Origin of the sequence: Draconibacterium sp. IB214405, assembly GCF_033963885.1 — a bacterium.
Taxonomy (GTDB): Bacteria; Bacteroidota; Bacteroidia; order Bacteroidales; family Prolixibacteraceae; genus Draconibacterium.
Window position 1 is genome coordinate 396,393 of the sequence record NZ_JAXBMA010000003.1, and the last position, 18,436, is coordinate 414,828.

Annotated in this window: 18 protein-coding genes; 12 read left to right on the forward strand and 6 right to left on the reverse strand. The window is 39.6% G+C overall.

Features of this window, described 5'->3' with window-relative positions; genetic code table 11:
* The first annotated feature begins 65 nt into the window (after positions 1–65).
* The 6 genes from SLH46_RS11600 to SLH46_RS11625 all read left to right on the forward strand — a co-directional run bounded on the left by SLH46_RS11600 (position 66) and on the right by SLH46_RS11625 (position 3,662).
* A complete protein-coding gene (locus SLH46_RS11600; RefSeq protein WP_320281350.1) occupies positions 66–386 on the forward strand; it encodes a NifB/NifX family molybdenum-iron cluster-binding protein in 321 nt (106 codons plus the stop codon).
* A 5-nt stretch (positions 387–391) separates the two neighbouring features.
* The gene (locus SLH46_RS11605) at positions 392–619 is read left to right on the forward strand and encodes a DUF5320 domain-containing protein (RefSeq protein WP_320281351.1); all 228 of its coding nucleotides are present in this window, start codon (positions 392–394) and stop codon (positions 617–619) included.
* A 15-nt stretch (positions 620–634) separates the two neighbouring features.
* Positions 635–976, forward strand: a complete 342-nt coding sequence (locus tag SLH46_RS11610; RefSeq protein ID WP_320281352.1) for a NifB/NifX family molybdenum-iron cluster-binding protein — start codon at positions 635–637, stop codon at positions 974–976.
* 154 nt (positions 977–1,130) lie between these two features.
* Positions 1,131–1,994, forward strand: a complete 864-nt coding sequence (locus SLH46_RS11615; protein ID WP_320281353.1) for an ATP-binding protein — start codon at positions 1,131–1,133, stop codon at positions 1,992–1,994.
* A gap of 1 nt (position 1,995) precedes the next feature.
* Entirely contained in the window at positions 1,996–2,865 is an 870-nt protein-coding gene (locus tag SLH46_RS11620) for a nucleotide-binding protein (protein ID WP_320281354.1), read from the forward strand.
* A gap of 11 nt (positions 2,866–2,876) precedes the next feature.
* Positions 2,877–3,662: an MBL fold metallo-hydrolase gene (locus SLH46_RS11625; RefSeq protein WP_320281355.1), complete on the forward strand. Its 786-nt coding sequence runs from the start codon at positions 2,877–2,879 to the stop codon at positions 3,660–3,662.
* On the opposite strand, the gene SLH46_RS11630 is transcribed toward SLH46_RS11625, so the two are convergent.
* On the reverse strand, positions 3,659–5,035 hold the full coding sequence (locus SLH46_RS11630; RefSeq protein WP_320281356.1) for a hypothetical protein: 1,377 nt from the start codon (positions 5,033–5,035) through the stop codon (positions 3,659–3,661). The genes SLH46_RS11625 and SLH46_RS11630 overlap by 4 nt on opposite strands.
* 308 nt (positions 5,036–5,343) lie before the next feature.
* Here SLH46_RS11630 and SLH46_RS11635 point away from each other — a divergent pair, with 308 nt between their 5' ends.
* Positions 5,344–7,635: a patatin-like phospholipase family protein gene (locus tag SLH46_RS11635; protein ID WP_320281357.1), complete on the forward strand. Its 2,292-nt coding sequence runs from the start codon at positions 5,344–5,346 to the stop codon at positions 7,633–7,635.
* Here the strand turns inward: SLH46_RS11635 and SLH46_RS11640 are convergent, their stop codons facing one another.
* Positions 7,636–7,989 (reverse strand): hypothetical protein, encoded by a 354-nt coding sequence (locus SLH46_RS11640; protein WP_320281358.1) that lies wholly within the window; start codon positions 7,987–7,989, stop codon positions 7,636–7,638.
* Positions 7,986–9,800, reverse strand: coding sequence for a hypothetical protein (locus SLH46_RS11645; RefSeq protein WP_320281359.1), 1,815 nt, complete (start codon positions 9,798–9,800; stop codon positions 7,986–7,988). Before SLH46_RS11645 ends, SLH46_RS11640 begins: the two co-directional genes overlap by 4 nt.
* 244 nt (positions 9,801–10,044) lie before the next feature.
* Here SLH46_RS11645 and SLH46_RS11650 point away from each other — a divergent pair, with 244 nt between their 5' ends.
* Together SLH46_RS11650 and SLH46_RS11655 are read left to right on the forward strand one after the other, a co-directional pair.
* A complete protein-coding gene (locus SLH46_RS11650; RefSeq protein WP_320281360.1) occupies positions 10,045–10,914 on the forward strand; it encodes a nucleoside phosphorylase in 870 nt (289 codons plus the stop codon).
* A gap of 3 nt (positions 10,915–10,917) precedes the next feature.
* Positions 10,918–11,796: a transglutaminase-like domain-containing protein gene (locus SLH46_RS11655; protein ID WP_320281361.1), complete on the forward strand. Its 879-nt coding sequence runs from the start codon at positions 10,918–10,920 to the stop codon at positions 11,794–11,796.
* A gap of 58 nt (positions 11,797–11,854) precedes the next feature.
* Here SLH46_RS11655 and rny read toward each other — a convergent pair whose 3' ends face one another.
* The 3 genes from rny to SLH46_RS11670 form a co-directional block, all read right to left on the reverse strand.
* Positions 11,855–13,408 carry a ribonuclease Y gene (gene rny / locus SLH46_RS11660; protein ID WP_320281362.1) on the reverse strand — a complete coding sequence of 518 codons (1,554 nt, stop codon included), beginning with the start codon at positions 13,406–13,408 and terminating at the stop codon, positions 11,855–11,857.
* A 94-nt stretch (positions 13,409–13,502) separates the two neighbouring features.
* Positions 13,503–13,805: a cell division protein ZapA gene (locus SLH46_RS11665; protein WP_320281363.1), complete on the reverse strand. Its 303-nt coding sequence runs from the start codon at positions 13,803–13,805 to the stop codon at positions 13,503–13,505.
* Between the two features lie 4 nt (positions 13,806–13,809).
* Positions 13,810–14,103 (reverse strand): hypothetical protein, encoded by a 294-nt coding sequence (locus SLH46_RS11670; RefSeq protein ID WP_320281364.1) that lies wholly within the window; start codon positions 14,101–14,103, stop codon positions 13,810–13,812.
* 221 nt (positions 14,104–14,324) lie between these two features.
* On the opposite strand from SLH46_RS11670, the gene SLH46_RS11675 reads away from it, so the two are divergent.
* The 3 genes from SLH46_RS11675 (at position 14,325) to SLH46_RS11685 (ending at position 18,423) form a co-directional block, all read left to right on the forward strand.
* On the forward strand, positions 14,325–16,022 hold the full coding sequence (locus SLH46_RS11675) for a M23 family metallopeptidase (protein ID WP_320281365.1): 1,698 nt from the start codon (positions 14,325–14,327) through the stop codon (positions 16,020–16,022).
* A gap of 41 nt (positions 16,023–16,063) precedes the next feature.
* Entirely contained in the window at positions 16,064–17,125 is a 1,062-nt protein-coding gene (locus SLH46_RS11680; protein WP_320281366.1) for an anhydro-N-acetylmuramic acid kinase, read from the forward strand.
* A 116-nt stretch (positions 17,126–17,241) separates the two neighbouring features.
* The gene (locus SLH46_RS11685) at positions 17,242–18,423 is read left to right on the forward strand and encodes an aminotransferase class V-fold PLP-dependent enzyme (protein WP_320281367.1); all 1,182 of its coding nucleotides are present in this window, start codon (positions 17,242–17,244) and stop codon (positions 18,421–18,423) included.
* Positions 18,424–18,436: the final 13 nt, after the last annotated feature.

Sequence of the window (18,436 nt, forward strand, 5' to 3'; positions counted from 1 at the left end):
TTCATTTAAACTATTGCATATTCTAAAATATTATTTTAGATTTGTAAAGAACATTTGTTTATTATATGAAAACAATAATTACTTCATCCGGAGACAATGTAAACTCGAAATTTGATTTAAGATTTGGGCGTGCGGGATGGTTTTGTGTGTACGATAAAGAAACTCACACTACCAATTTTATCGAAAACAGCTTTAAAAATTCAAATGGCGGAGCCGGTACAAAATCTTCGGAAATGGCAGCAGAATTAGGTGCTGAGCAAATCATCTCAGGTCATTTTGGTCCAAAAGCCAAGGATATGTTGGAGAAGTTCCACATTCAAATGATAGAACTGGATGATGAAGAGCTAAATGTAAAAGATGTGATTTTTAAAATTGAAAACAATTAGAAACAATGCCAGGATTAGACAAAACCGGACCAATGGGACAAGGAACCCAAACCGGCAGAAAACAAGGAAGATGCAGCGCGTCACTTAGTGAAGAACAATTCGCCCATTTTGGTAAAAGAAGTGGAAGAGGTTTCAGAAACAGAAATCTTACAAACGAAGAAACTTTACAATCAGGCTGGGGGCGCGGAAAAAGACGAGGACAAGGACGTGGATTTAGTCGTTTAGAAAACTAATAATCAGAAAGTAATATGAGTAAAAAGATAGCAGTTCCTGTTGATGAAAGCGGGATTTTAGATGGGCATTTCGGACACTGTAAATATTTTGCCGTGCTGGATGTTGAAGACTCAACGATAATTAATGAAGAGCGGGTAACTCCCCCACCTCACGAGCCGGGACTTTTACCCAAATGGTTGGCGGAAAAAGGTGTTACCGATGTATTGGCAGGAGGAATGGGACACAAAGCCATTCAGATATTCAATTACAACGATGTAAATGTTTTTGTAGGTGCTCCAAAACTGTCTGCAGCCGAATTAGTACAGGGATACCTTAAAGAAACAATTGATTTTTCAGCCAATTATTGCGATCACTAGATAGATGAGCATAGCTGCCCTTCTTCATAAAAAGTAATACTACAGTGCGAACAAAGGGTATTTCTGAGTTTAATTTCATAGTCACTCAGAGTTAGCTACTAAATCGGTATTCCCCGGAGTGTGACTCCGGGGAATTTTTTAAACACTATTGAATATGCAAATTGCCATCGCCAGCGGAAAAGGAGGAACCGGAAAGACCACTGTATCGGTCAGTCTGTATTATTTCTTATCTGAAAAATATAATAACCGGGTGCAGTTGATCGATTGCGATGTGGAAGAACCTAACGACTTACTTTTTTTCCCTCACGCGAAAATAGAAACAGAAAAAAAGGTTTTTACTCTGGTTCCTGAACTTGATAATGACAAGTGCACGTATTGTAAAAAATGTGTTGAATGGTGCGAATTTAATGCGATCAGTATTGTTCAACGACTGAAATTTGCAGAAGTAAATTACGAGCTGTGCCATTCGTGCGGTGCTTGTTTCGAGGCTTGTTCCTTTGATGCGCTAAGACAGATTGAAAATCCGCTGGGCAGCATTTCTAATTACCGGACAACTTTTGGTGCCGGAATATCAGAAGGACGACTCGAAATTGGTTCAGCCATGCAAACAGAACTGATCAAAAAGGTAAAAAAGCAAGCTGATTCAGAACAGCAAATCCCGCTGCTTGATGCACCTCCCGGAACAAGTTGCCCCGTAGTTGAAACGGTGGCTACCGCTGATTACGTCATTTTGGTTACCGAGCCAACTCCGTTTGGTTTGCACGATTTAAAAATAACAGTGGAGTTACTCAAAGAAATAAATAAACCATTTGGCGTAATTGTAAACAAAGCCAATTTGGGCAACGATGATGTTTATCTGTTTTTGGAAGAAAACAACATTCCGTTATTGGGTAAAATACCTTTTTCAAAAGCTTATGCCGAGAATTATTCTCGGGGCGAATTGTTTGAAAATATCCCCGAAGAAGTAGAAAAAGCCTATCAATCTATCATTGGCAAACTGGCATCAATAATCAACTAAAATGAAAGAGATAACAATACTGAGCGGAAAAGGTGGTGCCGGAAAGACAAGCATTGCAGCGGCATTGGCTTACCTGGCCTCAAACGCGGTATTTTGCGACAACGATGTTGATGCTGCCGATTTGCATTTGATTTTAAAACCTGAGATTAAAGAAACGTATCCATTCGACAGTGGCTCGCTGGCTTTCATCAATCAGTCAGCATGTACCAACTGCGGGACCTGCCAGGAAGCTTGCCGATTTGAAGCGATCCATATAAATTCGAATAGTTTCCCGGAAGTCAATCCTTATCAATGCGAAGGCTGTCGTCTATGTGAACGACTTTGCCCGGTCGGCGCCATTCAAACTTCTCAAAACCTGAACAACCAGTGGTTTGTTTCCGACACGCGTTTTGGAACAATGGTACACGCTAAAATGGGCCCCGGCGAAGAGAATTCAGGGAAACTGGTAACGCGAATACGGGAAAAAGCAAAAGAACTGGCCCTGGAAAATAAAGCGCAGTTTATACTCAATGACGGTCCACCGGGAATTGGCTGCACTGCCATTTCTTCCATCACCGGTACAAATGCCGTTTTGTTGGTTATTGAACCAAGCATTTCGGGTTTGCACGACGCAAAACGGCTTATTGAATTGGTAAATTCATTCAGCGTACCCATTTTCGCCATTATCAACAAATACGATATTAATACTGAATTTACGGCAACCGTTGCAAACTACTTAAACGACGAAAATATTCCACTTCTTGGTAAAGTTCCATTTTCGGAGCTGTTCGTTGAGTCGATGTTACACGAAAAATCTTTGATTGAATATGCGCCGGATCATCCAATAAGTTTAAATTTAAAAACCATTTGGAAAAGGATCAGCAACAACTAGCTTTGAGTAACATGATAACAATCTCAATTTTAACCGATAATACAGCCGGCGGACAATTTCTGGCAGAGCACGGCCTCTCCTACCTCGTTGAAATCGATAATGAAAAGATTTTATTTGATGCCGGTCACTCCGATGTGTTTCTTAAAAACGCGAAAAAACTAAATATTGATATTGAAAACGAGGTCAAAAAGGTTGTTTTAAGCCACGGTCACTGGGATCACGGAAACGGATTAAAGCATTTGAACAACAAGACACTATTCACGCATCCCGCCAGTTTTTCAAACCGATTCAGCAAAACAAGTCATAGCAGTGTTGGATTGAAGCTTACGAAAGAAGAGATTGAAGAAACATTTTCTCTGAAGGAAAGTAAAATCCCGCTACAACTTACCGAAAACCTGTACTTTCTGGGTGAAATTCCAAGAACTAACGATTATGAAAGTCAATCGACCAGCTTTGAACTTGAAGATAGATCTGATGATTTTATTCCTGATGATTCAGCTTTGGCTGCCATCGTAAATAACGAACTGGTAATAATTACCGGCTGCTCGCATTCAGGAATCTGTAATATTTGTGAACACGCTAAAAAGATTACCGGAATAAATAAAATAAAAGCTATAATTGGCGGATTTCACCTTAAAAACAAGGATGAGCAAACTTTAAAAACGTTAGAATATTTCAAGCATAATCAGGTTGAGAAGCTTTTACCATCGCACTGCACAGCACTCCCTGCACTGGCATTATTTTATTCAACTTTTAAAACAGAGCAGGTAAAAACAGGAATGGTTTTTAAATTTTAGTAAGCCTGTTGAAATACAATTTCGCTGATTCCGGCAACCTTTTGGTTTTTCGGATCGACATAAATTCGAACTGTCATCCGGCGATCGTTCACTTTTATCACTTTTTCCGAAGTCCATTTCATCTCACCGGGCTCCAACGCATACGTTGCTGCTTCAATCCCTTCGAATTCGATCTTTTGCCACGACGCCTGCTTAACATCGCCAACCTGTGCACGCACGCGGTAAACACCATTTCGAACATTTATTTCGTATTCGTAAAAATTATTCGGATTACGGCATTCCGCAGCCGTATTTGCGAACAATATCTTTTTTAAGCGTGCATTCCCCAGTTCGCCTTTTGTACAGTGCATAACCTTTTCGGTTGTGTTCCACGCTCCCAGGTTCCACCCCATTCCGGTAAATTCCTCAAACGAGAGGATATTTTTCTGATTACCGTTAAGGACAGGTTTACGACCAAATTCAATTTTCCCGCGGGTAAAGGTTTTCGAAAAATTAAAGGTGTTTTTAAAATACAACTCATAAAGCTGCGGAAAGAAATTGATACAGTTGGCAAACCTGTTTTCAAAGGTTGGAACAGAGTCTGAATGGACAACTGCCAGTTGCAGATATCCCCAGTTTTCATCACCCCATATCGTTCCCAACAATTCACCCTGTCGTACTTTTTGGCCTTCTTTTACCTCGATATTGTTTACGTATAAATGATCGTAAACATAAAAAACAGACGGATTTGAATCGCTTTGTAATAGAATGCAGGCTTCCTTATTTTTCCGCACGTCCGTTTTCTTTTCTACCCACATTACCGTGCTGGATTCCATCGCCAGTAACCAGTGTTTCTGAATACCTCGAGCATCGCTTAATGCAATACCAATTCCTTCGTTCGAATGCGGCATTTCCCGCTTATTTTCGCAGTTCTGCTGCATGTACGAAAACATATAATTGTCTTCATTTATGTTCCAGTTAAAACCATCGTTATAACTCACCGGAAAAATAAAACTTTCAGGCGACAACAGCAGGTTCTTGCTATCCGACAAACAGATCAACGCGTCCTTTGTCAGCAATCCGTGTACATCCTTATCAGCAGTGAGTTTTTTTAAATTTTTATTATCGGCAACAAACATCCGAATGCCATAAATCGCATAGGGCAAACTTCGGGTGCCAACTTTAACTTTCACCGTATCATTTCCCAAACTAATGGTATTATACTGATTTTCGATGTCGAGCAAAACCACAGCTCTGTCGTTAAACCAAACGGTATCGCCAATATCCAGATTATAATAATGTGTATTTCCCCAACTTACATCTGGGATAGTGTTTTGCTGCGCTTGTAGTCCGATGCAACAAAATATGAATAATATGATGAGTAATTGTTTCAAACTTGTTCTGTTATTTTAAAACTCCTTCTCTATTTTAACTGCCTTCCTAAACCGGATTTATGTTATATTTCAATATTTACCAACCCGGTTCTCATTTCCGTTTCTTAATATGCAGATATAACAAAACTATTAATATTCAAATTCTAAAGAAAAAATTTAGTCAACAAAGCAACCCGTTCATCAAAATTTCGGTCTATAATTTATGTAAAGCTGAGTTTGATCAGATTTATTTAAAATTTTATACTAATCTATTATCTATCAAACTTCGATTTTGTAATTTTGATAGCGTTCAGAAACAATTTAACAGAATGAATAAACCACTACTTATTTCCTTACTGTTTACGTTTGCTATTTTACAGTGTAATGCACAGTCGGTTGGGCTTGTGCTAAGCGGTGGTGGAGCCAAAGGGATGGCGCATATTGGAGTTATACGCGTTTTGGAAGAAAACAACATTCCAATTGATTATATTTCAGGAACTTCAATCGGTGCAATTGTTGGCGGGCTTTATGCTGCGGGTTATACGACCGACGAAATGGAAGAACTTTTTAAGTCGGATGATTTTTATTTTTGGTCTACGGGTAAAATTCAACGGGAATACCGTTATTACTTTAAACGGCAGGAAGACGACCCGACCTGGGTACAATTGCGGGTTGCCAAAAAAGATGAGAAAGTAAAAATTCTGCCACCAACGAATATTATTCCGGCCGAGCAAATGGATTTTGCTTTTATGGAATTAACTGCCGCAACCAGCGCAGCCTGTAATTATGATTTCAACCAGTTAATGGTTCCCTATTTTTGTATTGCTGCCGATGTAAATAACAGCAAGCCGTTAGTATTAAGCAATGGCGATCTGGGAAATGCCATGCGGGCTTCGATGACTGTTCCTTTGTATTTTAAACCTATTGAAATTGACGGTAAATTACTGTTCGACGGAGGTTTGCTGAATAACTTCCCGACCGATTATATGAAAGAGATTTTTAATCCGGACATTATAATCGGACATAAAGTTGCTGATGATGTAAAAGCTGCCGATGCCGATGATGTAATGCAACAAATCTCGAATATGGTGATGCGCCCAACAAATTTTGAGATTAAACCATCGGACGGAATTTTGTTGGAGACGAAATTTGATAATGTTGGACTGCTCGACTTTAATAAAATTGATACGGTTTTGGCCCGCGGTGAGCGAACAACTCTGGCCTCAATCGACAGCATAAAACAATTGATAAAACGACGTGTTCCGAAGGAAACAATTCAGGCTAAACGCGAAAGTTTTAATTCAAGAAAACCGGAACTTTCATTTCAAAACATTCAGGTTGAAGGCGTTACCGACCCCATGCAACGTCAATTTATTATCCAGAGCATCAAACACAAAAATGATATTGTTCCGTTAGAAGACCTAAAAAAGGAATATTTTAAACTGGTGGCCGACGAGCAACTAAAATCAATTCAGCCAATTACGCGCTACAATGAGAATTCGGGTCTTTTTGATTTGCATTTAAAAGTTGAACCTGAAAAAAGGCTTGATTTGAGCATTGGCGGAAACATTTCTACCAAACCAATAAACCAGGGTTTTGCTGCGATTAATTTCAGGACCTACAACAGCAGGGCTTATTCGCTGCATTCGAACCTATATTTTGGCCGTTTTTACAGTTCTTTTAAACTGGGTGGACGAATTGATTACCCAACCTCGTTACCGTTTTATCTCGAATCGTATTTAACTTTTAACCGTTGGGATTATTTTTCGTCGAGTACCGAGCTAATTTTTGAGGACGTGCGTACGCCATACATTATTAAAGATGAAACCAATTTTAGGATAGAAAACGGATTCCCGCTGGGTTTGCACAGTAAATTGTATTCGGGAGTGGCGTATTCTTCGGCAAGTAACGATTTTTATCAAACCGAGGACACCGATGTGGAAAATGCAGTTAATACCTCAAAATTTAATGCTTTTGTTTCAAAAATTGGATTTGAAAATAATTCATTGAATTATAAACAGTATGCCACAGAAGGAGCTCATCGGGGAATTGAGGTAAACTTTGTTCGCGGAGAAGAGAAATACCAGCCGGGAACCAATAAATCGTCCTACGCAACTCTCACGGCAGATCATCATTACTTTCAGGTACATGCCCACTCATTACGCTATTTCCCACTAGGAAACAGATTTGTTTTGGGAACGCACTTCGAAACGTTTTTAAGTAACAAAGATTTGTTTCATACCTACCGCTCAACCAAATTGTCGGCGCAAGGTTTTACGCCATCGCCCCACAGCAAATCGTTGTTTATTAATGAGTTTCACGCCAATAATTATTTAGCCGGAGGACTAAAGGCTATTTTCGCGCTTTCGCCCGACCTGCATTTGCGTGTTGAAGGTTATGGTTTTTGCCCCATTTATGAAGAGTTGGAACAGCCCGACCTGTCGGCAGTTGAGAGCGATAATTTTATTGATAATTATTATATCCAGGGACTTGCAGCTTTGGTTTATCAAACCGGAATTGGCCCGGTAAGTCTTTCGTTCAATTACTACGAAAAGAGCAATACCAATCTTTATGTAACACTTAATTTCGGATATATTCTGTTCAACAAACGAGGATTGTAATTAGCTACGATGATGATTAACGATATCTGAAGGAAGTTCAAACGATAATTCAATTATCCCGCAAAACTCTCCGTTTTGTAGCCATGGTCGTTGGGTAATTACCTTTTTAACGCCATTCTTTTCAGTGGTGTATGTATTTTCAACCGGAGTTGCCAACATTTCCCTGAGCTTGGTTTTCGAAGGTTCGGGATGACAATCCAGGAGATTTGTTCCCAATAATTTGTCGCCTCCGTATTTCTGAAACTGCTTTATCGAGAAGTCATTCATATATACAATAATTCCTTCCCTGTCGCAAACTGTTATCGCCCCACTGAATTCATCCATCCAGTTTACATCCAATCCACTCAAAATCATTTCTTCTTATAACATTTTACCCATTCCACATCAAAGTTTGCAGAACCAGATAATTGATCCACAACAAGGCTCGAAACATTTAACACCAACGGTTTATTCAACTCGCTGTTCGACAATTGCAAAACTTCCGTCTCGTTAATCTTCCAGGTAAAATTAGCTCCCGATTTCTCGAGTGAGAAAATATAATCTCCTTTTTTCAGGTTATCGATCTCCAAACCTTCCGACGCAATTTTTCCTCCGCCATTCAAAGTGTAAACTCCGAGAATATTTTTAGCTCCCATTTCCACCAGGTTAACACGCGGAACATTATTTGCAGCCGATAGATAAAACGAGCTGGCCACCTGTTTTACCGGGTTAAATTTAATTTTTGCTTCTACAATTCCATCTTCAACCTGAAAGTTTTCTCCCGAACAGATCAATCCCGATGTATAATCAAATTCAGCAGGAACAAAACCGGCAGGCATTTGCCAAACCATTCCCTTTTTGTTCTCCTTTTTAACTTTAATGCTCAGTTTATTACCTGTTTCAATGTTGCTTCCATTGGTAAAAATACTCAGGTCGCCTGGCATTGCATAATTCTGACCGATTGCACTAGCCGCAGCCATTCCCGATGTCGTCCATTTTCCAGCATCAAGTTTCGCTTCTGCAAATGAATCTTCAAAAACAAGCTCCCAGTTTTTATAGAAATCGAAGTCAGTCGAGTCTTTATATTTGAAATACTTTACAATCTCCGGATTCTTTTTGTCGCTTTCGTATTGTTTATACTTTTTACAATCCTCTGTTTTTTCCCAGCGTTTTTTGTCTTCCAGCCAGGCCTTTTGTTTTTTGTATTCTTCCGAATCGATTATTTCTTTAAGCTCGTTGTGGCGTTTCAAATCAAACGATTCTTTAACATCGAGGTAGTTTTTATACAACTTCGATTTTTCGTATTTCAAAACAAAAGTTACTACAGAGTCGGATAAAAGTTTTTTGTATTCGCTGTATTTTTTGAAAGCTTCACTTTTTTCAAACTTCTTTTTGTCTTTTAAGTAAGCCACTTTCTTTTTAAAATCTTCGGAGTTTACAAGCTCTTTCAACTCTTTGTAACGTGTTAAGTTATGACTGCCCGCAATTTCATGATAGAGTTTTAACTTTTTTGATTTCTCGAACTTGAAATAGTTTTTTACCGCCTGATCTTTACTCAGCGATTTAAACTCTTTCTGTTTTTCCTTATCGCCTTCAGCTGCAGTCTTTAGCTCGTTGTATCGTTTAAACTTATCCGATGCTTCAAATGCTTTATGGTTTTTCAATTTTTCCGATCCGTCATACTCATTAAAAGCTTTTATACCAGCTGATTTTTCCAGTTTTTTAAACTCTGCCAAATGCTTTTCTTCCGACGATCCTTTAAAAACCTGGCTTTTCACTTCCTTTTTATCTTTCTCAAAATCACCTTCTTTTACGTAATCCTCAAGAGCATAAAAATCGCTCAGTTTCTGCGATTCCTTATCTTTTTGGTAACGCACTAAATCCGACGAGCCTTCTACTTTAAAGTAGTTCCGTATGCGTGCTGATTTTTGTAATCGTTGTAATTCCTTTTCCTGGTTTTCTTCTTCACTTCCTTTAAAACTAAGATTTTCAGTCTCTTTCTTTTTAGCTTTAAAATCGGCAGAATTTACATATTCTTCCAGTTCTAAAAACGCTTTCAGTTCGTCCGAACTTTCTGTTTTCAGAAAAGTGGCGTAATCATCGTCCAACTGCTTTCTCTTTTTTTCTATAGTATCAACAGATTTGATCTTGCCGGTAAGCTGAAGTGAAAAAATTTTAAATGACATCTGGTTTGCTATTAGATTCGTATTTCTACCAAAAATAAAAATTTAAAGCGTTTTTTAATATCAATTTGTAGAATTAAAAGAGATAACTACAATTTTAGCATTTCTATTTAACATATGTAATGTTTTTAACAAAATTACGTGTTTAGTTCAAAAGCTTTGACCTTAGATGTTTATATGTTTTGCCCGTCATTATTGGTGTTCCATCTAAATTTAAATAGATTTGATCGCTGTATAAATACAACTTATGATCAAACATTCGGAACTTATATTAAACAACGATGGAAGTATTTTTCATCTCCACCTGAAGCCCGAAAATATTGGAAGGCAGATTATTTTAGTTGGCGATCCGGCACGCGTTGATACAATAGCGGGCTATTTTGATGAAGTTGTATTCACTACTCAAAATCGTGAATTTAAAACAGTTACCGGATTTTACAAGGGTAAAAAATTCTCGGTGATTTCAACCGGTATTGGTACCGACAACATCGACATTGTTCTGAATGAGCTGGATGCGCTTGTAAATATTGATTTGGAAACCAGAACAGTAAAAAAAGAGACGGAATCACTCGATATTGTTCGTATTGGCACTTCAGGAGGATTACAAACTGACCTGCCTGTTAATTCGTTTGTTGTTTCGGAAAAGTCGATTGGTTTCGATGGATTACTGAATTATTATGCCAACCGCGAACAGTTTTGCGATATGGATTTTGAAATGGCATTCCGTAAACATACCAACTGGAGTAATTCGCTGGCTGCTCCTTACACGGTTGATGCCGGACAAAGCCTTTTGGAGAAGTTTTCGGACGACATGTTTAAAAAAGGTGTAACCATTTCGGCACCGGGATTTTATGCTCCTCAAGGCCGCGAATTGAGGTTACCCCTCGCCTTTCCGGAATTAAATGAGCTGGTTGAAAGCTTTTCATATAACAGTTTACGGATTACCAATTTTGAGATGGAAAGTTCGGCCATTTACGGCCTTTCAAGAATGCTTGGCCATAATGCTTTAACGGTATGTTTAATTATTGCCAACCGTGTTACCCTTACCGCGAACGAAAACTACCGCGACGAAATGAAAAAACTCATAAAAGAAGTACTCGATAATTTAAGCGCTTAATCTATGGAACAAAGAAGACTTGATGCCCTGATCAACCTCCTCGACGACCCCGACAACAACGTATTTGAGATGGTTGAACAAGAACTGCTTAAAGAAGATGAGCAGATCATTCCGGTTTTGGAGAAAAAATGGGAACAAAGTTTTGATGAAAACAGCCAGAACCGCATTGAAAACATCATTCAAAGCCTTCAATTCAAAAAAACATACGCAGGTTTAAGAAACTGGATTTTGCAGAAACAAGGCACCCAGGATTTAATGGAGGGATTTTGTGCAATTGATAAGTTTCAATACCCGGATTTGAATCCGATGAACCTTACTTTAAAAATTGAGAACTTAAGAAAGTCGATTTGGCTTGAATTAAATAACTCGCTTACATTGCTGGAAAAAACCACCATTTTGAATCACTTTATATTCAATCTGAATGGTTACTCTATTAATCTGAGCAATCCGAATTCGCCACAAAATTGTTTTTTAAATCAAGTACTGGAAACCAAACGTGGTAATCCAATTTCAATGAGCCTGTTTTATACTATACTTGCACGGGCGATTGAGTTGCCTGCTTACCTGGTTGATTTTCCTAAAAATCCGCTGGTGGCTATTGTTGATGCAGAACTGGCTCAGAAAGTACACGGCTCAACCCGCGATACGGAAGTACTGTTCTACATTAATCCGTCGAATAAAGGAGCGATAACAAGCCGAAAAGAAATTGATTACCATTTGAAAAGAAACGATTATACGCCGTTTGATGATTACAGGGAACCGAAACCCGATGCGTTGTTTATAAAACGTTTGCTGGAATCGATGCAGGAGGCATATAACGCTGCAGCGTACACCGAAAAAGAGAAAAAAATTCAAGACCTACTTGATTTGTTCAGGGCATAAAATAAAAAAACTTCGACCGTTTGGCCGAAGTTTTTTTTTATCTATTATTTCTCAGTTTTTACTTTGCATAGCTTACTGCACGCGTTTCGCGAATAACAGTAATCTTAATCTGTCCCGGATAAGTCATTTCATCCTGGATACGTTTTGAGATATCGTAAGACAACTGTTCAGTTTCCTGATCATTCATCTTATCCGAACCAACAATCACACGTAACTCTCTACCTGCCTGAATAGCGTAAGTTTTCATTACTCCAGGATAAGAAAGTGCCAAATCTTCAAGGTCTTTCAATCGTTTAATGTACGATTCTACTACTTCGCGGCGAGCTCCAGGACGAGCACCTGAAATAGCGTCACATACCTGAACGATAGGCGCCATTAATGTTTGCATTTCCACTTCGTCGTGGTGCGCTCCAATGGCGTTGCAAATATCCGGTTTCTCCTTGTATTTTTCGGCCAGTTTCATACCGAGCACTGCGTGTGGCAATTCCGGCTCATCATCAGGCACTTTACCAATATCGTGTAACAGTCCGGCACGTTTTGCTTTTTTCGGATTCAATCCAAGTTCTGATGCCATTGTAGCACAAAGGTTCGCAACTTCGCGCGAGTGCTGTAATAAGTTTTGTCCGTACGACGAACGGTATTTCATTTTACCAACCAAACGTATCAATTCAGGATGTAATCCGTGAATACCCAAATCAATGGCAGTACGTTTACCGGTTTCAATTACTTCTTCTTCTATTTGCTTTTTAACTTTCTGAACCACCTCTTCAATACGGGCCGGGTGAATACGACCGTCGGTTACCAGCTGGTGCAGTGCTAAACGTGCAATCTCGCGACGTACCGGATCAAATGCAGAAAGTACGATTGCTTCCGGAGTATCGTCAACAACGATCTCAACACCGGTTGCAGCTTCCAACGCACGAATGTTTCGTCCTTCTCGACCGATAATACGACCTTTAATTTCGTCGCTTTCGATGTGGAAAATGGTTACCGCATTTTCGATAGCTGTTTCAGTAGCCACACGTTGAATGGATTTTACCACAATCTTTTTGGCCTCTTTATTGGCTGTTTGTTTGGCTTCTTCCATTATCTCGTTGATGTAAGCAACAGCTTCAGTTTTGGCTTCTTCCTGTAACGATTCTACCAACTGTTCTTTTGCATCATCAGCCGATAATCCTGAAATCTGCTCCAATTTTTCGAGGTGTTGTCTGTGTAATTTGTCAAGCTCCTCGCTTTTGTGCTCAACGCGCTGAAGTTGTGTACTCAGATTCTCACGAATGGCGTCAACTTCTCTGCGGGTATTTTCAAATTCTTTTGTTTTGCGGTTTAACTCGTCGCGACGCTGATTTAATGTTGTTTCGCGTTGTTTGTACCTGTTTTCTTCTTTCGCCAGATGCGAATTTTTTTCGTTAATGTACTTTTCGTGTTCCGATTTTAACTGCAGGAACTTTTCTTTTGCCTGTAGTATTTTATCCTTTTTAATCACTTCGGCTTCGGACTTACCTTCGCCGATTATCCGACTTTTCTTCGCCTTCAGGGCTTTATCCCACACCAGATATGCTAACGCACCTCCTACAATAAACCCGGCGGCTATTCCTATTATTAATTCCATATTTCAAATTATTAGTTACTAAAAAACCCGTAATAAACCTTGTTCTCGTTTGAACAGGCCTAATACGGGCTTTGATTGGTATCTTGTCTGGACACTATTTCTGGTCTTTTTCTTTTATAAAATCAGAAATATCGTCCGTTATATCCTTTATCTCATCGATGAACTGAGAGTAATCGCGACATTGCTGTTCTTCGGTATATCGTAGGGCAACCTGAAACGCGGTCATCGCCATAATATCCTGATTGTCGTTATTCTGAAACATCTTTCTAAAACCTGAAATTGTTTCTTCAACAATCTTTGCAGCTTTTCGGTATCTCTCTTCGTCATCTCGATTGATGTTTAACGGGTAAACCCTCCCATCAATCTTAATATGTATTCTAAAGTCTTTATCTTTCAAAACATTACTTATTTAGTAATGCGATACATCTATCAATTTCCCGTATCAAAAAATTTATTTTCTGTTTAGCTTCGTCATTTTCATCTTTTCCGGATAAAATATGGCTGGCTATTTTCAGTTGCTCATTTGTACGACCTAAATCGATTTTTTCCTGCTCCAACAACTCAATTTGCGCTTTCAGGTTTTCAACCTCATTCAGCAGCATTTTTTTCTCCTGTTCAACCTTGTTATATTTCTCGAACAGACGCTGAGTATTACGCTTTAAATCATTAAGTAGCAAGTGATCCTCTTCGGTCATTTTAGCTGCATTTCGCGAACAAAGTTAACTTTTTTTCCTTATTGTAAAAGCAAATAAAATCGATTGCTCCAATTTTATGCTAACAAACCAATGTTAATCAACAGGGCCGGAATATCTAATCGTCAAGATATCAACTTTTGAACATTTGTATTCAGGTATTCAACCGAAACGATTGGGAAACTTATTATTTAATTAAATTTGGTGCCTCCAATTAAACAACAATGAAGACAACTTTACTATATATCCTTCTGCTATTTTCAATTTTTAGTACGGCCCAGACCCGCTATTATACCAATCCGATGAAGATTCCGCTGCTGTTAAGCGGCAGTTTTGCCGAGTTAAGGAGCAATCATTTTCACTCGGGAATTGATATAAAAACGCAAGGAGTTACAGGTTTGCCGGTTTATGCCGTGGCCGATGGATATATTTCGCGTATTGCGGTTTCACCGGGCGGCTACGGGAAAGCACTTTACATCATCCACCCGAACGGAACAACCAGTGTTTACGGGCATTTAAGCCAATTTAGTCCGGCGGTAGAAAAGTATGTAAAAGATAAACAGTACGAAAAGGAATCGTTTCGGGTTGATTTGCAAATCCCGTCGTTCCTCTTTCCGGTTAAGCAGGATGAGGAAATTGCAAAAAGTGGCAACACAGGAAGTTCCGGTGGTCCGCACCTGCATTTCGAAATTAGAGATACACCAACAGAAGAACCGCTTAATCCTTTACTTTTTGGATTTCCGGTTACGGATAATATTCCGCCAAAAGTGTTTTCGGTTCTTGTTGTTCCGCTCAATAAAAACTCCGGTGTTGAAAATTCCTCTTCAGCAAAAAGTTACCCGGCAGTGTTTTACGACGGGAAATACCATCTAAAAAACAATCCAACAATACCCGTTTGGGGAGAGATTGGCATTGCCATACAAAGCAACGATTATTTCGATGGCTCATACAACAAATGCGGCATTAACCTGCTTCGCATGAGTGTGAATGAGGAAGAACAGTTCGCATTTACACTTAACCGTTTTTCATTTAGCGACACCCGTTATTTAAACAGTCACATTGATTATGGGCAGTTGAAAACAGCAAAACACCGTTACGTTAAAACCTGGCTCGAGCCCGGAAATAAACTGCCAATTTACACGCACAACGGTACAGAAGGACGCATTCTTATTGAGGAAAACCAGACAGATAAAATTGAAATAGAACTTCAGGATAGTTATAAAAATACATCGTTACTGAGTTTTTCAATTGTCGGGAAGAAACAAGAACCGATAATTGATTCAACATTGGTAATACCTTTTGTTTACAATAGAACCAACAACTTTGAAAATGATTCTGCTCGTTTAAGTATTCCTAATGGAGCTTTATACAGCGGTTTTAATTTCGAATACCGCACAGAACCGGCATCGGATGAGTTTTTTACCGACTATCATTTTTTTCACAACAACACGGTGCCGCTGCATAAAAATGCGCGTTTTGAATTGCGCGTTGATAGTTTGCCGGAGCAATTACAATCGAAAGTTATAATGGCCTATGTTCATCCGGTAACCGGCCAATACAGCGCTGCAGGAGGCACGTACAAAGACGGCTGGGTATCGACAGAAATGCGCGATTTTGGCGTGTACGCTGTAACCGTTGACACCATTCCGCCCGAAATTACGCCGCTGAGTATTGCCGACAACAAACTCACAGAATCAAACCGAATCCGATTTAAAATAAAAGACGAACTGGCAGGAATAAAAACCATTGAAGGTTTACTCGACGGTAAATGGGCATTGTTTGAATACGATCCAAGAATAGCTACCATTACACATTATTTCGACAAGGAACGTTTTGAAATGGGTAAAAACCACACCTTCAAATTAACAATTACCGACTATCGAAATAACAATACCGTATACGAAGCCAGCTTTTGGAAGTAGGAGAATCACCGTTTAAAGAAGAAATGTAAATGACCGGTTTTATGGAAAGTAAAAACACAATAAAAGCCATTGGTATGATGTCGGGAACGTCGCTTGACGGGCTGGATATTGCTGCCGTTGAATTTTCGGAGCACAACAATAAATGGTCTTACAATTTGCATGAAGCCGTTACTATTCCATACAATAATGAATGGAAAAAACGACTTGAAACGGCACATCTGCTTTCGGGAATTGAACTTACCGCACTAAACACGGAATACGGGATTTACCTCGGCGAACAAGCTGCAGCTTTTATTGAAAAAACAAAATTCGCAACGGATATTATTGCTTCGCATGGTCACACTGTTTTTCATCAGCCCGAAAACGGATTTACCCTACAAACGGGAAGTGGAGCACACCTTGCGGCACGGACTAAATGTACGACCATTTGCGATTTCAGAACCGGCGATGTTGCTTTAGGAGGACAGGGAGCACCGCTTGTACCCATTGGTGACCGTTTGCTTTTTTCGGAATTTGATTACTGTCTTAATTTGGGAGGATTTGCCAATATTTCATTCGAAAAGAATAATACCAGATTGGCTTTTGACAATTGCCCGGTAAATATCGTTCTAAATCCTTTGGCTGAAAAATTTGACAAATCCTACGATAAAAACGGAGAATTGGGCCGGCAAGGAAAAGTGAACGCACCTCTTTTGGAAAAACTGAATGCACTCTCCTACTACCAAAAACAGCCGCCAAAATCCTTGGGTCGCGAATGGATCGAATCCGAATTTCTTCCAATTCTTAATGAATTTGACATAGACACTACAGATAAAATGCGTACTGTATATGAACACATCGCCATCCAAATTACAAAAGACTTGTCGGGCAAAGGAAAAATGCTGGTTACCGGTGGCGGTGCGTTTAATTCTTTTCTAATCGAACGAATGCAGGCTTTAACTTCAACTAAAATTGTTTTGCCTGATGCAGAACTGATCGATTTTAAGGAAGCTATTGTTTTTGCTTTTATGGGGGTACTTCGTTTAAAAGAACAGAATAACTGTCTGTCGTCGGTTACCGGAGCTCGAAAAGACAGTTGCGGTGGTGTTATCTTTTTACCATAAACCGGCTTAAACACATTCCGCGTATATTCTACAGCAGGGAAATACATTAGAAGACAAAAATCATTCTCTCGTATTTTCATTCGATCTAACTTGTTCTCGAACTTAAAACTTTGAACATGAACTCAGATCCTGCAAAAAGAATCTTCGACATTCAGCAATTTGGCGAATTTGGCGGCGTAAATCCATCAATCACCGATTCTTCAACCTATACTTTCCTTGAAGGCGAAACCATGGAGGAAACTTTCCTGGGGCACATGGAAGGTTGTTTTTTGTACTCACGCCACTGGAATCCGAGCAATAAATATTTGGCCGACGCACTGGCGGCTATGGAAAAAACCGAATCGGCATGGATAACATCTTCGGGAATGGCTGCCATTACCTGTTCCATTTTGCAACTTTGCCATTCGGGCGATCATATAATTACCAGCGTGACCACTTACGGCGGCACTTACGCTTTTCTGAAAAACTGGCTGCCAAAATACAACATCGAAGTATCGTTTGTTGATATCACCAACCTTGAGCAGGTAAAAGCTGCCATGCGGGCAAATACCAAAGTTATTTATACCGAAACCGTTACAAATCCACTGCTTCAGGTTTCAGATATTCCGGAACTGGCTAAAATTGCACACGAACACGATGCAAAACTAATGGTCGATAATACTTTCACCCCAATGATTTTTTCGCCTGCCGAGCTGGGTGCCGACTTTGTGGTGTACAGCATGACCAAGTTTATCAACGGTAAAAACGATTGTGTTGCGGGAGCCATTTGCGGATCGAATGAGTTTATCAGTCAACTTTCGAATGTAAACGACGGAACTGCCATGTTGCTAGGCCCGGTGCTCGATCCGCTGCGTTCGTCGAGCATTTTGAAAAACCTGCACACTTTACACTTGCGAATGAAACAACACAGCAAAAATGCGATGTATGTGGCCACAAAACTGGAAGCTTTGGGCGTTTCTGTAAAATACACCGGATTAAAAAGCCACCCACAACACGAGCTTCACACGCAACTTATGAATACAGATTTTGGTTACGGCGGAATGCTTTCCATCGATCTTGAAACCGAAAAGCGGGCCAACGAAGTGATGTTTAAAATGCAACAAGCCAACGTTGGTTATCTCGCTGTTTCACTTGGCTATTTCCGTACATTGTTCAGTTGCTCAGGGCACAGCACTTCTTCCGAGATACCCGTTGAGGTGCAAAAAGAAATGGGTTTATCGGATGGACTTGTACGTTTTTCGGTTGGTTTAGACAACGATATTAAAGAAATTTTCGATCGTATAAAAAGCTGTCTGTAACACTGCTTAACCG

Coding starts and splice junctions, on each gene's coding strand:
- SLH46_RS11600 (WP_320281350.1), top strand. CDS start 66: ATGAAAACAATAATTACTTCATCCGGAGACAATGTAAACTCGAAATTT.
- SLH46_RS11605 (WP_320281351.1), top strand. CDS start 392: ATGCCAGGATTAGACAAAACCGGACCAATGGGACAAGGAACCCAAACC.
- SLH46_RS11610 (WP_320281352.1), top strand. CDS start 635: ATGAGTAAAAAGATAGCAGTTCCTGTTGATGAAAGCGGGATTTTAGAT.
- SLH46_RS11615 (WP_320281353.1), top strand. CDS start 1,131: ATGCAAATTGCCATCGCCAGCGGAAAAGGAGGAACCGGAAAGACCACT.
- SLH46_RS11620 (WP_320281354.1), top strand. CDS start 1,996: ATGAAAGAGATAACAATACTGAGCGGAAAAGGTGGTGCCGGAAAGACA.
- SLH46_RS11625 (WP_320281355.1), top strand. CDS start 2,877: ATGATAACAATCTCAATTTTAACCGATAATACAGCCGGCGGACAATTT.
- SLH46_RS11635 (WP_320281357.1), top strand. CDS start 5,344: ATGAATAAACCACTACTTATTTCCTTACTGTTTACGTTTGCTATTTTA.
- SLH46_RS11640 (WP_320281358.1), bottom strand. CDS start 7,989: ATGATTTTGAGTGGATTGGATGTAAACTGGATGGATGAATTCAGTGGG.
- SLH46_RS11645 (WP_320281359.1), bottom strand. CDS start 9,800: ATGTCATTTAAAATTTTTTCACTTCAGCTTACCGGCAAGATCAAATCT.
- SLH46_RS11650 (WP_320281360.1), top strand. CDS start 10,045: ATGATCAAACATTCGGAACTTATATTAAACAACGATGGAAGTATTTTT.
- SLH46_RS11655 (WP_320281361.1), top strand. CDS start 10,918: ATGGAACAAAGAAGACTTGATGCCCTGATCAACCTCCTCGACGACCCC.
- rny (WP_320281362.1), bottom strand. CDS start 13,408: ATGGAATTAATAATAGGAATAGCCGCCGGGTTTATTGTAGGAGGTGCG.
- SLH46_RS11670 (WP_320281364.1), bottom strand. CDS start 14,103: ATGACCGAAGAGGATCACTTGCTACTTAATGATTTAAAGCGTAATACT.
- SLH46_RS11675 (WP_320281365.1), top strand. CDS start 14,325: ATGAAGACAACTTTACTATATATCCTTCTGCTATTTTCAATTTTTAGT.
- SLH46_RS11680 (WP_320281366.1), top strand. CDS start 16,064: ATGGAAAGTAAAAACACAATAAAAGCCATTGGTATGATGTCGGGAACG.
- SLH46_RS11685 (WP_320281367.1), top strand. CDS start 17,242: ATGAACTCAGATCCTGCAAAAAGAATCTTCGACATTCAGCAATTTGGC.